Consider the following 13,770-nt stretch of genomic DNA (forward strand, 5'->3'; position numbering starts at 1 on the left):
GCAGCCATTGGCTGCTTCAATTTAATTCTTTTATTAATTCTGGAATAACTTCATATAAATCCCCAACTATACCATAATCTGCAACTTTAAATATAGGTGCATACTTATCTTTATTTATTGCAATAATACATTCAGAATCTTTCATTCCAGCAATATGCTGTATCGCTCCAGAAATTCCACAAGCAATATAAATTTTTGGTCTAACTGTTTTTCCAGTTTGACCTACTTGATGACTTGAATCAATCCATTCAGAATCAACAACAGCTCTTGAAGCACCAACTACTCCATTTAATTTTTCAGCTAATTTTTCAATTAATTTAAAACCTTCTGGTTTTCCAAGTCCTCTACCACCCGCAACAACTATTTCAGCCTCTGTTATATCAAGAGTTGTTGACTTTTGTTTTATTACTTTTAAAACTTCTGTTCTTATATCCTTACAACAAATATTTGCATTTATTTTTATTATTTCACCATTATTTTCATTATTTATTTCAGCTTTTTTCATAACACCTGGTCTAACTGTTGCCATTTGAGGTCTATGCTTAGGACAAATTATTGTAGCCATTATATTTCCACCAAATGCTGGTCTTGTTTGAAGTAATTTCTTATCCTCATCAACTTCTAAAATAGTACAATCAGCAGTTAAACCTGTATCAATCTTTGCAGAAATTCTTGGAGCTAAGTCTCTTCCAATATGTGTTGCTCCTATTAAAAAAACTTCTGGCTTTTTTTCATTTATTAAATTAGATATTACTCTCGAATAACCATCTGTTGTATAATTTTTTAATAAAACATCTTCAATTAAATAAACCTTTTTCGCACCATATTTTATTAATTCATCACATAAAAACTCTACATTATCTCCAACTAAAACAGCACAAAGATTAGAATTCATTTTTTCTGAAATTTTTTTCCCTTCACCAAGAAGTTCATAAACAACAGGCATTAATTTGTTATCTCTTTGTTCTGCAAATACCCACACATCTTTATATTCTTTTATAGTTATTTCATTAATTAAAGGCATAAATTGTTCCTCCTTAAATAAAGTGTTTTTCTTTTAATTCATTTACAACATCTTTTACCATTTCTTCAATTGTTCCACTCACCATCTTACCCTCACCTTTTGGTTCAGGCGTAAATGACTTTTTTACTTGCGTTGGTGAACCTTTTAATCCAATATATCTTTCATCTATATCTATATCCTCAAAAGTTAAAACCTTTATATTGTCTTTTGCACAAACATCAACTACTCTTCCAATATGCATGTACCTTGGTTTATTTATTTGTTTTATAGTTGTTAATAAAACTGGTGAACTTACTTTTATTACTTCATAACCATCTTCTAATTCTCTTTCAACTATAAATTCATTATCCATATATTCAATATTCTTTACATAAGTTATTTGTGGAATATTTAATTTTTCTGCTATTTGAGGACCAACTTGAGCTGTATCCCCATCTATTGCCTGCCTTCCAGCAAATATAATATCAAAATAACCTAATTTTTTAATTGCTGCTGTTAAAGTTGTTGATGTTGCCCATGTATCAGCACCACCAAATTTTCTATCGCTCAAAAGAAATCCTTCATCTGCTCCCATTGCTATTGCTTCTTCAATAACCTCTTTTGCTTGTATTGGACCCATTGATAAAACAGTAACCTTTGCATTAAATTTATCTTTTAACTTTAAAGCTTCTTCAAGAGCAGCTTTATCATCATAATTCATTATACTTGGAACACCAGTTCTTATTAAAGTTCCTTTAACTGGATCTATTTTTAATTCTGTAGTATCTGGTACTTGCTTTATACAAACTAGTATATTCATACTCATCCTCCTTATTTTAAAACATTTGCTGAAATTACCATTTTTTGAACTTCAGAAGTACCTTCATAAATTTCAGTTATCTTAGCATCTCTCATCATTCTTTCAACACAATAATCTTTTGTATAACCATATCCACCATGTAATTGAACGGCTTTTGTTGTAACTTCCATAGCAACTTCCGCAGCAAACAACTTTGCCATTGCAGCTTCTACTGAATAAGATTTACCTTTTTCTTTATTATTTGCAGCTTTATAAACTAAAATTCTTGCTGCCTCTATCTTCGTCTTCATTTCTGCTATATTAAATTGAACACCTTGAAACTTAGCTATAGGTCTTCCAAATTGTTCTCTTTGCTTTATATACTTAACTGTTTCATCAAATGCTCCTTGAGCTATACCAAGAGCTTGTGCCGCAATCCCAATACGTCCACCATCAAGAGTTTGCATTGCAATTTTAAACCCTTTATTTAATGACCCGAGAAGATTATTTTTAGGTATCTTAGCATCTCTAAATATTAATTCAGCCGTTGCAGAACCTCTTATTCCCATTTTATGTTCTATTTTCCCTATTTCAAAACCAATTGTGCTTCTATCAACAATAAATGCAGATATACCTCTAGTTCCTTTTGAAGGATCTGTCATTGCAAATACAATATAAGTATCTGCTTGTCCACCATTAGTTATAAAAATTTTTGAACCATTTAAAATCCAATAATCACCATCATCAATTGCTTTTGTTTGTTGTGCCCCTGCATCCGTTCCAGCATTTGGTTCAGTTAAAGCAAAAGCTCCTAATTTTTCTCCACAAGCAAGAGGCTTTAGATATTTTTCTTTTTGTTCTTCTGTTCCAAATTTATATATAGGCCAACAAGCAAGAGAGTTATGTGCAGAACAAATAACTCCAGTAGTTGCACAATATCTAGATAATTCTTCAACCGTTATTGCATAACTAAGTTCATCTGCACCTGCCCCATTATATTTTTTTGAAATTGTCATTCCAAGTAATCCATACTTTTTTAAAAGTTCATAACTTTCTGTTGGAAATCTTCCAGTTTCATCTATTTCTGCAGCTCTAGATTTTATATCTTTTTCTGTTAATTCTCTAACCATTTGCCTTATCATTTTTTGTTGTTTTGTTAATTCAAAGTTCAATTAAAATTACCTCCTATTTGTGATTTTTTTAACTTTAATATTATAAATTGCGTGCAAAAAAACTATATCAATTTTTTGTTAAAACAAAATAAAGATTGTAAAATGATATCGTGAAATTTTTTTCATATCTAACATAAAATATTTTATATCTAAAAAATAAAAAAGATATGAAAAATTTTTCATATCTTTTTAAGAACTTATTATTTAATAATAACATAACTTTATACTTTTTATTAATTTAATTCATAATCAAATTTTTTCATTTCAAGTGGTACATTTCTTACTTTTGATAAAGAATTGTTCTTTAAAAATTTTATTATTGACCTTAAAATATAAATGTTTATTGGAGTACCAATTAAAAGTATAAAAATTATATCACTCTTAAAAATAGTTACATCTTCAATTGATGTATCATCTGATATAAATTCGCTAATAATTACCACAAGATTAACAAAAAAACGGATTAACATTGATAATTTAAGTCTCTATGTATTAACAATATTATTTTCATAATCTCTACGAATTAATAGCTAAAAAATTAATGGCTAAAATAGTTAGCAATTGAAGTAAAATTATGTTTAAAAACTGTAAGAAAATTACAAAATAAATATTTTTTGTTCTTTTTAAACTGTAATACATAAATATTGAAATTAAATAACTAATAATAAAATCTAAGAGTATGATTGGATCATTTAAATCTTTATCTGATAAATAAGGATAAAAAAGTTTTTGTGAATAAAAAAAACCATAAATTGTGTCTATAAGTGCTTGAGCTGTGTAAACAAAAAAATCTTTATTATATACTTTGCTTAAACTTTTAGGAATAACGATTCTAAAGGTTAATTCTTCTGACACTGAAAGTAATATTAATAAAATAACGAAACTGCCTTTGAAATAATTTAATAAAGAGTTTTCATTTTGAAATTTTTTTAAATAAACTATCAATGTAATAGTTATTAATGAAAGGAAAATATACATACAAACTCTAATTAATTTATTCCCTTTATTAAAAAGTTTAAAAGATGAAAAATTAAAATATTCTTTTAAACTATTATAATTAAAAACTATGTATACAATATCAAAAATTAAATAAAGCAAATAAAATGATTTTGGTGAGACCATAAAAAAATTTGTGTAAATAAAAAAATAAAACCTTCTTCTTGGGATGGTAAAATAAAACCAGGAAGGAGGTTTTTAAAATGGCAAGAAGAAAAAAAGAAGAAAAAGAAGAAAGCAACATTGAAAAATTAGCAAGATTAATAGCAAGGGATCCAGAGGTAAACACAATAAAAGATGTATATGAAAAGATAAAAGAATTAGTGGGACCGTTAATACAAGGGATGTTAGAAGCAGAATTAGAAGATGAATTAGGTTATGGGAAATATGATAAAGAAAACAAGAAAACAGATAATTCTAGAAATGGGTACAGTTCAAAAAGAGTAAGAACAAGTGTTGGAGAAATGGAATTAAAAATACCTAGAGATAGAAAAGGTGAATATGAGCCATAGTACCAAAGTATAAAAAAGATATCTCAGATATTGAAAATAATAGGTATGTACGGTTTAGGATTAAGTACAAAAGATATGAACGTAGAGGACATATATGGTGTAGAATTATCAACAGAAATGATAAGTAAAATAACTAATAAAATATTACATGAAATTAGAAAATGACAAAGCAGGCCAAGAAATATACACTTTTATGTTTATGGATGGAATAGTGTTTAAAGTAAAAGATGATGGAGAAATAATAAAAAAGACTGCATATGTAGTACTTGGTGTAAATATAGATGGATTTAAAGAAGTACTTGGTATATATAGGTGGGGAATGTCAAGTAAAATGTGTAAACAGTAAATTAAAAATCAGAAAAGTTACGAAAACGAGACTGAAATCTGGGATCAATATCAAGTTGATTTCTAACAAGAGCCCAGTTAGGAACAGGTCTAGAATTCCATTTAGAATAAAGTTCATTAATACGTAAAAAAATCAATTTAAAGAGAGCCTTTTCATTAGGGAATGCACCTTTTTTTACAACTTTTCTAAAAGAAGAGTTAACAGACTCAATAGGATTAGTAGTATACATAATTTTTCTAACAGCACTGCCAAAATCAAATAATTGTTCAACAAAGTGGAAATTTCTCTCCCAAACAGAAACAGCTCCAGGATATTGAGACCAAGCAACTTTAAAAAGTTCAAATTCTGATTGAGCAGTTTTAAGATTAGGAGCAGTATAAAATTTTTTAATACTAGAGGTAAAAGATTTATAGAATTTAGATGGAATATACTTTAAAGAATTACGAATAAGATGAACAATACATCTTTGAACAATAACATTAGGAAAAATAGATTTGGCGCCATCTTCGAGACCAGAAACGCCATCCATAGAAATAAAGAAAATATCTTCAACACCTCTAGCCTTTAATTCATCAAAAATTTGCATCCATTTGTGTTTACTTTCAGATTCATTAAGCCAAATACCTAAAATATCTTTAATGCCATTAGCATCATAAGCTAAAGCAGTATATAAAGCATAATTTTTAACTTCATAATCTTTTCTAATAGTAACATACATACAATCAACAAAAACAAAAGTATAAAGTTTTTTTAAAGGTCTATTTTGCCGAGAGTGTAAAATATTAAGTGTATAAGGAAAAAAAGATACAGATCTGGTGGTAAAATAAAACCAGAGGAGGTACGAAAAATGGGAAATGTACTACAGGAAATAATAAAGAAAATGGTAAGAAAAGGAGAAATCCGAACAATAAAGGATATAAAGGAGTTAACAAAATCACTGACAGGAAATCTGATCCAAGAAGTACTGGAAGCAGAACTCGAAGACGAGCTGGGCTATGGCAAGTATGACAGAGAAAAGAAAAATACAGAAAATTCAAGAAATGGCTACAAGAAGAAGAATTTAAAGAGTAGTAGCGGTATGATAGAGTTAAAGGTACCTCGAGACAGGAAGGGAGAATATGAACCCAAAATAGTTCCAAAGTATTCGAATGATATTTCAGAGATAGAGGAAAAAATAATAAGTTTGTACGCAAGAGGAATGACCACCAGGGATATATCTGATCAGATAATGGATTTGTACGGATTTGAAGTATCAGCTGAACTGGTGAGCAAGATAACAAATAAGCTTATGCCAGTAATAAAAGACTGGCAGGAAAGGCCATTACACGAAATATACACCTTCGTTTTCTTGGATGCAATATACTTCAACGTTAGAGAAGACGGAAGGATAGGAAAGAAGGCTGCTTATGTAATAATAGGTGTTGACATAGACGGAATTAAAGATGTGCTCGGGATATATGTTGGTGAAGTAGAAAGTGCCAAGTTTTGGATGGGAGTACTTAACAACCTCAAAAACAGAGGAGTTAAGGACATACTTGTAGCTTCAATAGAGGGTCTTTCTGGATTTGAGCAGGCTATAAATGCAACCTTCCCGCAAACTATGATACAAAGGTGCATAATCCACCAGATTAGAAACACCCTGAAATATGTTCCTCACAAGGATAGGAAAGAGTTCGCAAAGGATTTAAAGACAATCTATACAGCACTGGATGAAAAGACAGGCTATGATAATCTAACCAATGTAATAAACAAATGGGGAGACAAGTATTACGCTTCATTGAGGAGCTGGGAGAAAAATTGGCACCTATTATCCACCTTCTTTCAGTTCTCAGACGGGGTAAGGAAGATTATGTACACCACGAACATCATAGAGTCACTTAACAGGCAATTCAGGAAGGCTACCAAGACCAAATCAATATTCCCTAATGACGATGCTGTCCTTAAAAGTTTATACCTTACTACCAAAAACGTGACAAAAAAATGGACAGCACGTTATAGAAACTGGAGCAATGTCCTAAACGAATTATCCATCTTTTTTAATGAAAGAATTACAAAATATATCTATAATTCCTAACATAAATATACTTTGTAACTTAACAAAAAATACCTATAACACACAAAAATGAATATTAAATATTATAATGCTATACCTTGCAATAAAAAGTTGCAAAAGGCTATTTATTACAAAAAATTATACTAAAAACTTCTAAAATTTACTCTTAAAGCATATTTCTTTATAGTCGATAATTCTTAGAGACCATAAAAAAATTTGTGTAAATAAAAAAATGAAAAACCTTCTTCTTGGGATGGTAAAATAAAACCAGGAAGGAGGTTTTTAAAATGGCAAGAAGAAAAAAAGAAGAAAAAGAAGAAAGCAACATTGAAAAATTAGCAAGATTAATAGCAAGGGATCCAGAGGTAAACACAATAAAAGATGTATATGAAAAGATAAAAGAATTAGTGGGACCGTTAATACAAGGGATGTTAGAAGCAGAATTAGAAGATGAATTAGGTTATGGGAAATATGATAAAGAAAACAAGAAAACAGATAATTCTAGAAATGGGTACAGTTCAAAAAGAGTAAGAACAAGTGTTGGAGAAATGGAATTAAAAATACCTAGAGATAGAAAAGGTGAATATGAGCCATAGTACCAAAGTATAAAAAAGATATCTCAGATATTGAAGGTAGAATAATAGGTATGTACGGTTTAGGATTAAGCACAAAAGATATAGTAAAGAACGTAGAGGACATATATGGTGTAGAATTATCAGCGGAAATGATAAGTAAAATAACTAATAAAATATTACCTGAAATCAGAGAATGGCAAAGCAGACCTTTAGAAGAAATATATACTTTTATGTTTATGGATGGAATAGTGTTTAAAGTAAAAGATGATGGTGAAATAATAAAAAAGACTGCATATGTTGTACTTGGTGTAAATATAGATGGATTTAAAGAAGTACTTGGTATATATATAGGTGAAATAGAATCATCAAAATTTTGGTTAAGAGTATTAAATGATTTAAAAAATAGAGGAATAAAAGATATATTAATAGCTTCTGTAGATGGATTAACAGGTTTCCCACAAGCAATAAAAACTGCTTTCCCAGATACTATAGTACAAAGATGTATAATACATCAAATAAGAAATACATTAAAATATGTTAGTTACAAAGATAGAAAAGAACTTGTTAATGATTTAAAAAAAGTATATAAAGCACCAAATAAAGATATTGCTTATTCAAACTTACAAGATTTGAAAGAAAACAAATGGACAAAATACAAATTAGCATTAGAAAGTTGGGAAAAACATTGGGAAACAATATCCCCTTATTTTGATTATGGCGATGATGTAAGAAAAATAATGTACACAACAAATGTAATAGAATCATTAAATAGACAATATAGAAAAGCAACAAAAAATAAAACATCATTTCCAAATGACGATGCATTATTGAAAATGCTTTATTTAGCAACAATAAATGCAACAAAAAGATGGACAGCTCGTTATAGAAATTGGAGCAATGTCCTAAACGAATTATCCATCTTTTTTAATGAAAGAATTACAAAATATATCTATAATTCCTAACATAAATATACTTTGTAACATAACAAAAAATACCTATAACACACAAAAATGAATATTAAATATTATAATGCTATACCTTGCAATAAAAAGTTGCAAAAGGCTATTTATTACAAAAAATTATACTAAAAACTTCTAAAATTTACTCTTAAAGCATATTTCTTTATAGTCGATAATTCTTATGGAAATACTTTAAAAATAATAACTAATTTTATTTATTTTTACCTTCCAAGAAGAGCCGTTTACACAAAATTTTTTATGCTACCAATTTTTCCTGAAACGTGGTTTTATTCAGCGTTTTATTTTTTTGGCCCATTTTTCAATTGTAATTTGGCTTATTCTTCACTTGCAAAATACACATATCAAAATAAAATGAAGCTTTCGCCTCATTTTATTAATTTCAGTAATTTTTCTTCATTTTTTTGTTAAACCCACTATCCTATTTTTATTTATTTTTTAGAATTAAATAAACTTTCAATTTCTTCTGGACTCATAACATTATTTTCTTTTCTATACTCTTCTAATAATTCTAATACACCTTTTTTATTTTTTGTATTTTGTTTATTTTCAGATTTATTATTAGGTTTATTCATGGAAAATATTTTCATAGATTCTGATGGTTTTAAAAGTTTAATATTAGTATTTTTTTGAAATTCATTTAAACTTTCTTCACTTATAAAAGTTTCATTATCTTTAAAAACTGTTTTTAATTTATCTTCTGAAACCCATTTTAAAACCATATAACTCGATACACCTGTAATTTTTGCTACTTCATCAACTGTATATAATTTCATTTTTTTCCTCCCTTTTTTAAGCTTCTTCACTTTGGATTTGTATATTCTTTACATTTCCTAATATATTAAAAATTAAGAAAAATAAGAGATTGATTGTACCGAAAATTAGTAATCCATAACTTATATTTATTTTATCAAAAACTATTGAATAAAGTAAAATACTACCTGTAGTTAAAATTTTTTGTAATAAATTTCTTACTGAAAAGACTCTTCCTAAAAATTCATTTTCTGTATTTTTTTGAATAAATACATTTATTGGAATATTTCTTAAAACAATAGCAAAACCAAATATTGAAGTAACAATACAAACTATTGGAAAAATAATAAAATTATACTTTGATACATTAAATGATGTTAAAAATGCTAATACAAAAAAAGATAAAGTTTGAATTAATATACTGTTTTTTACTGAATTTGAGTTTTTTATTTTTTTTACTATAATACTACCTGTTAAGGTTCCAACAGCTAACAAAGAAGATACCAACCCAAAATATTTTAAATCCATTTTTAAAGTATCTTTAATTAATATAGGATAAACTATAGTAAATAATGGTCTTAATAATATAATAAAAGTAGTAACTAAAAACACATAATATCTAATAGATTTATTATTATTCACATACTTTAATCCTTCAAAATAATCATTAAAAATATTTTTTATTTTTAATTTCTTTTGTGCATTTAAGTGTTTATATTTTATAAACATTTCTATTATAGCAGAAGCTATAAAGGATATTCCATTGAATAAAAATATGTATTTAATCCCTATTGTTGCATATAAAAAACCTCCAATTGCTGGAGAAATAATTACATTTATACTGAATAAGGTAACCATTGAAGATGTTGCTTTTAATAAATAATCTTTACTTACTATATTAGGAAGCATAGCAGATGTTGACACACTATATATATTCCCAAATATTCCTAATAATGTTGCAAAAGCTGTATAAGTATATATATTTATATTATTTTTTGAAATTAAAAATCCAAGAATTAAAAATATAGAACCATTTAAAATATCCAAAATAACCATTAGTTTTTTTCTATTAAACTTATCACTAATTACTCCGGATATTGGAAGAAAAATAATATTTATTACGGATAGGTATAAAAAGAATAATCCCATCTTTTTTACGGAACCAGTTAAAGATAAAATAAATAATGAAACTATGGCAGATTGCATTCCATCTCCAAAAAGAGATATAAATCTTCCAACTGTATAAAGTAAAAAGTTTTTTTTGTCGCTCATTTTTTATTGACTCTCCCTCTATAAAATATGATTAAATCAATTTTTTAGAATAATCCAAAGAAATTAAAAAAAGTAAAAAAATACAAAAAAGAATAAAAAAGAGCCATTAAGTATTCAAATTATAGAATATTTTTAAATTGATAAACTCCAGATATGGTATTACTTACCATCAATTATATTAATATTAGGTCTAAATATGAACCATACTTCGACAAGCTCAGTAACCACTTAAATCTCAGGTGGCGTACCCTCCCATATCTCGCTGGCTCTTGGCCAAAATTCCTTCGTTCTGCCTATCCTTGAGGTGGTTTGTCGGCTCTGCTCCTTTGCTGGGTCGTACCCTTATGGATAAATTTATGCCGACTTGACTCACTTTTAATTTCTAATTTATTTTTACCTATTTTATTTTTAGGCTGCTAAGAAACTTTGTCTTTTAGGTCCTTTTATATCCTTTAATAATTTCTCTGGATCGTACTCCTTTTTTTTCGTCATTAATGTGTATATTATTCTTATTAACTTTCCCATTAACGCTACTAATGATTGTTTCTTTTTCAATGGATTTGTTTTTCTCGTTGTATAATATCTATGCAATAACTTAAATTCCTTGTTCTGTGCTACTAATGGTAGAATGCTTTTAAATAAAAGACTTCTGAGCCTTTTTCTTCCTCTTTTGCTTATCTTTGTTTCTCCTTTGTGTTTTCCTGAACTATTTTCTCTTAGATTCAGTCCTGCTAATTTTATTATTTGTTTTGCATGGTCAAATCTTTTTATTTCTCCTACTTCTGCTATGAATCCAGATATTGTTATTATTCCTATACCTTTTATACTTAAAGCTTTTTCTACTCCAGATATTTTGTATACTTTTCTTTTTAGTTTTTCTTCTAGCTCTGCTTTTTCTTCTTCTAACATTTTATATTCTTGTATTAGCTTTTTTATCTCATACTTTGCCATTTCAAGTCCATTGGTTAATCCAGTTGTTTCTTTTGCTGCTTCTATTAAACTTTTTGCTCTTTTTATCCCTACCGCTCTTTTTATTTCTTTTTGCCATATTTCTACTATTTCTTCAGCGCTTAATTTTATTATTTCTATCGGTATACTAAGTTCTTCCAGCGTTATTATTGATGCTTTTCCATATATTCCTTTAAATACTGTTTTATATTCTGGAAAATATATTGCCACCCATCTTTGTATCCTGTTTTTTACTACTAATAGTTTTTTGTTTATTGTTTCTCTTATATCATATGCTTTTCTTATCTCTGCATATATTCCTTCTGGCATATATGGTATCGCATATCTTCCATCTTTCACTAACATTGCTATTGTTTTTGGATCCTTTCGGTCGCTTTTACTTGGCGTATTATCATCCAGTTCCTTTGCTCTTTTTACATGGTATGGGTTTACTTGTACTAATTTCATTCCTCTTTTATTTACATAATTCGCTAGGGTATACCAGTAGTGTCCTGTTGGTTCTATCCCTATTATTATTTTCTCTCTTCCTGTTATTTCGGCTATTTCTTTTATTTGTTTTTTAAACGCTTCAAATCCGTCTCTATTTGATTTGAACTTTATTACTTTTCCGTATTCTATCCCTCTATTGTCAAATGTCCTTGCATAATGCGTTTCTTTTGCTATGTCTACTCCTACTACTAATGTTTTTTCATCCACTTGCTTTATTTTTTCATTTTGTGTATAATTCATTTGAGGTTCCTCCCTTTTTGTAAAATATTTGTAGTTTTGTCTCTACATTTTATATTTTACGGGGAGGTTCCTTTTTTTTCAACTCCTATTTTTTTTACTTACAGGAATGCTCCTTTCAGTATATTAGTTAATAGATCAACTTAAACTTTCAAAAAACAGATTAAGTCTTTCTTTAATATTATATTTAAAAGTAAAACAATCATTAGAATTGTTTTTCATTTTTTCAGAAGGGCATCCTCCTCGGCAAAGGGGTAATAAGTTACATTCTTTACATTTACTATCTAAAAAATAATCATACGCTAACCATTTAGCATTTTTATCAAAATCAATACCTTTTATTATATTACCAATAGAATCTTCTTTTTTTCCTATTTGCATTGGACATTTATATAAATCTCCAGCAGGATCTATAATATAAAAATTATTATTCATTCCAGTACAGTATCCATTTCCTTCTAATAAAGATGTTGCTAATTTAAACTTTCTTTTCATAATCTTTCTCATCAAATTAATCTCTAAATCAGAAACTTCTGTTGTTTTATAACACAATTGTTCATTAATAGGGTTTGGATCTTTAATAATACTAAAATATATGAATATCTTATCTTTTAAACCTTCTTCTTCTAAATAATCTAGAAGGTTATCAAAATAATTAACATTATTTTTATCTAAATTAACTCTAACAATAACATTAATAATATCATTTATTTCTTTAATATTTTGAATTATTTTATCAAAACTACCTTTTCCATTTATATGCGGTCTATTTTTATCATGAATTTTCTTAGTTCCATCTAATGTTATTTGTGCTTTTTTAACATGATACTTAGCTAATTTTTTTGCTACTTCTTTATTTAATAAATACCCATTAGAAATAATGGAGGCTTCAAAGGTTATATCTTTAGATATATTAGATAATATATTTTCAGAAATTTGTTCAATAGCTTTTATATTTAATAATGGTTCTCCACCATACCAATCAATTTTTATTTTATTCAATGTTTTTGATTTAGATAATATAAAATCAGAAATAGAATTTTGAATATTTTCAGTCATAAATGAATTATTTAATCCTTTTTCATAACAATACCAACAATCAAAGTTACATGAAAAAGTAGTTGCTATTACTAAAGATAAATTATCTGTAGAATATCTTTCTAATTTATCGAGAGCCTTTATTCTATTAATTTCATTAATAGAATTTTCAATGACCATCTCTTGTTTAATTAATCCATTTAGTAATTCAATATTATCTGTAGTTCCAGTTAGTTTTATATTATTAAAATCATTAATAAATCTATTTTCTATTAAAACTATACCTCTATTCAATGAATTAAATATTAATAAATCATTTTCAATTTCTTTTGTAATATTAAACATAGATAATTTATATTTTTTCATACTTACTCCTTTATTATTTTTTTAAAACAAAGCCGGCTTTTGTTTTTTTTACCTTTATTATGAAAAATATTTTGTGAAAATAATCTTCAATATTTTTAAAGTAATATTTTTAAGTTGTTCTACTTATATTTTTAATATTACAAGAAAAAACTTTATATGTAATCAATATATCTTTGTGTTTGTTTTTTGTAAATTAACACAAATATTATAGCA

At 27.2% G+C, this 13,770-nt stretch carries 10 protein-coding genes and 3 pseudogenes; 3 read left to right on the forward strand and 10 right to left on the reverse strand.

The window, feature by feature from the left end:
- Positions 1-16: 16 nt before the first annotated feature.
- The 5 genes from IGS63_RS11700 to IGS63_RS00125 all read right to left on the reverse strand — a co-directional run bounded on the left by IGS63_RS11700 (position 17) and on the right by IGS63_RS00125 (position 3,952).
- Positions 17-1,024 carry an electron transfer flavoprotein subunit alpha/FixB family protein gene (locus tag IGS63_RS11700; protein ID WP_190615029.1) on the reverse strand — a complete coding sequence of 336 codons (1,008 nt, stop codon included), beginning with the start codon at positions 1,022-1,024 and terminating at the stop codon, positions 17-19.
- A 13-nt stretch (positions 1,025-1,037) separates the two neighbouring features.
- Positions 1,038-1,823, reverse strand: a complete 786-nt coding sequence (locus IGS63_RS00110) for an electron transfer flavoprotein subunit beta/FixA family protein (RefSeq protein WP_190615030.1) — start codon at positions 1,821-1,823, stop codon at positions 1,038-1,040.
- An 11-nt stretch (positions 1,824-1,834) separates the two neighbouring features.
- On the reverse strand, positions 1,835-2,974 hold the full coding sequence (locus IGS63_RS00115) for an acyl-CoA dehydrogenase (RefSeq protein WP_190615031.1): 1,140 nt from the start codon (positions 2,972-2,974) through the stop codon (positions 1,835-1,837).
- Positions 2,975-3,207: 233 nt separating this feature from the next.
- On the reverse strand, positions 3,208-3,417 hold the full coding sequence (locus tag IGS63_RS00120; RefSeq protein ID WP_190615032.1) for a hypothetical protein: 210 nt from the start codon (positions 3,415-3,417) through the stop codon (positions 3,208-3,210).
- Positions 3,418-3,490: 73 nt separating this feature from the next.
- Positions 3,491-3,952, reverse strand: a complete 462-nt coding sequence (locus IGS63_RS00125; protein ID WP_190615033.1) for a CPBP family glutamic-type intramembrane protease — start codon at positions 3,950-3,952, stop codon at positions 3,491-3,493.
- A 221-nt stretch (positions 3,953-4,173) separates the two neighbouring features.
- Here IGS63_RS00125 and IGS63_RS11810 point away from each other — a divergent pair.
- A pseudogene (locus IGS63_RS11810) lies at positions 4,174-4,792 on the forward strand (transposase); the annotation flags it as partial.
- Positions 4,793-4,829: 37 nt separating this feature from the next.
- Here IGS63_RS11810 and IGS63_RS00140 read toward each other — a convergent pair.
- Positions 4,830-5,606: pseudogene (locus IGS63_RS00140) on the reverse strand (IS256 family transposase); the annotation flags it as partial.
- A 69-nt stretch (positions 5,607-5,675) separates the two neighbouring features.
- Between IGS63_RS00140 and IGS63_RS00145 the strand changes: the two are divergent.
- Positions 5,676-6,902 (forward strand): IS256 family transposase, encoded by a 1,227-nt coding sequence (locus IGS63_RS00145; protein ID WP_190615036.1) that lies wholly within the window; start codon positions 5,676-5,678, stop codon positions 6,900-6,902.
- Between the two features lie 266 nt (positions 6,903-7,168).
- A pseudogene (locus tag IGS63_RS00150) lies at positions 7,169-8,418 on the forward strand (IS256 family transposase).
- Between the two features lie 446 nt (positions 8,419-8,864).
- On the opposite strand, the gene IGS63_RS00155 reads toward IGS63_RS00150, so the two are convergent.
- The 4 genes from IGS63_RS00155 to IGS63_RS00170 all read right to left on the reverse strand — a co-directional run bounded on the left by IGS63_RS00155 (position 8,865) and on the right by IGS63_RS00170 (position 13,557).
- Positions 8,865-9,209, reverse strand: a complete 345-nt coding sequence (locus IGS63_RS00155; protein ID WP_190615037.1) for a helix-turn-helix domain-containing protein — start codon at positions 9,207-9,209, stop codon at positions 8,865-8,867.
- A gap of 16 nt (positions 9,210-9,225) precedes the next feature.
- Positions 9,226-10,458: an MFS transporter gene (locus IGS63_RS00160; protein WP_190615038.1), complete on the reverse strand. Its 1,233-nt coding sequence runs from the start codon at positions 10,456-10,458 to the stop codon at positions 9,226-9,228.
- Positions 10,459-10,866: 408 nt separating this feature from the next.
- Complete coding sequence (locus tag IGS63_RS00165; protein ID WP_190615039.1) at positions 10,867-12,156, reverse strand: IS110 family RNA-guided transposase; 1,290 nt, start codon at positions 12,154-12,156, stop codon at positions 10,867-10,869.
- A 135-nt stretch (positions 12,157-12,291) separates the two neighbouring features.
- Entirely contained in the window at positions 12,292-13,557 is a 1,266-nt protein-coding gene (locus IGS63_RS00170; RefSeq protein ID WP_190615040.1) for a radical SAM/SPASM domain-containing protein, read from the reverse strand.
- Between the last annotated feature and the right edge of the window lie 213 nt (positions 13,558-13,770).

This window comes from Tepiditoga spiralis (genome assembly GCF_014701195.1).
In the GTDB taxonomy this organism is placed as follows: domain Bacteria; phylum Thermotogota; class Thermotogae; order Petrotogales; family Petrotogaceae; genus Tepiditoga; species Tepiditoga spiralis.

Bases quoted from the DNA above. Each gene is read 5' to 3' on its own strand.
- IGS63_RS11700 (WP_190615029.1), bottom strand. From the start codon at position 1,024: ATGCCTTTAATTAATGAAATAACTATAAAAGAATATAAAGATGTGTGG.
- IGS63_RS00110 (WP_190615030.1), bottom strand. From the start codon at position 1,823: ATGAATATACTAGTTTGTATAAAGCAAGTACCAGATACTACAGAATTA.
- IGS63_RS00125 (WP_190615033.1), bottom strand. From the start codon at position 3,952: ATGTATATTTTCCTTTCATTAATAACTATTACATTGATAGTTTATTTA.
- IGS63_RS00145 (WP_190615036.1), top strand. From the start codon at position 5,676: ATGGGAAATGTACTACAGGAAATAATAAAGAAAATGGTAAGAAAAGGA.
- IGS63_RS00155 (WP_190615037.1), bottom strand. From the start codon at position 9,209: ATGAAATTATATACAGTTGATGAAGTAGCAAAAATTACAGGTGTATCG.
- IGS63_RS00160 (WP_190615038.1), bottom strand. From the start codon at position 10,458: ATGAGCGACAAAAAAAACTTTTTACTTTATACAGTTGGAAGATTTATA.
- IGS63_RS00165 (WP_190615039.1), bottom strand. From the start codon at position 12,156: ATGAATTATACACAAAATGAAAAAATAAAGCAAGTGGATGAAAAAACA.
- IGS63_RS00170 (WP_190615040.1), bottom strand. From the start codon at position 13,557: ATGAAAAAATATAAATTATCTATGTTTAATATTACAAAAGAAATTGAA.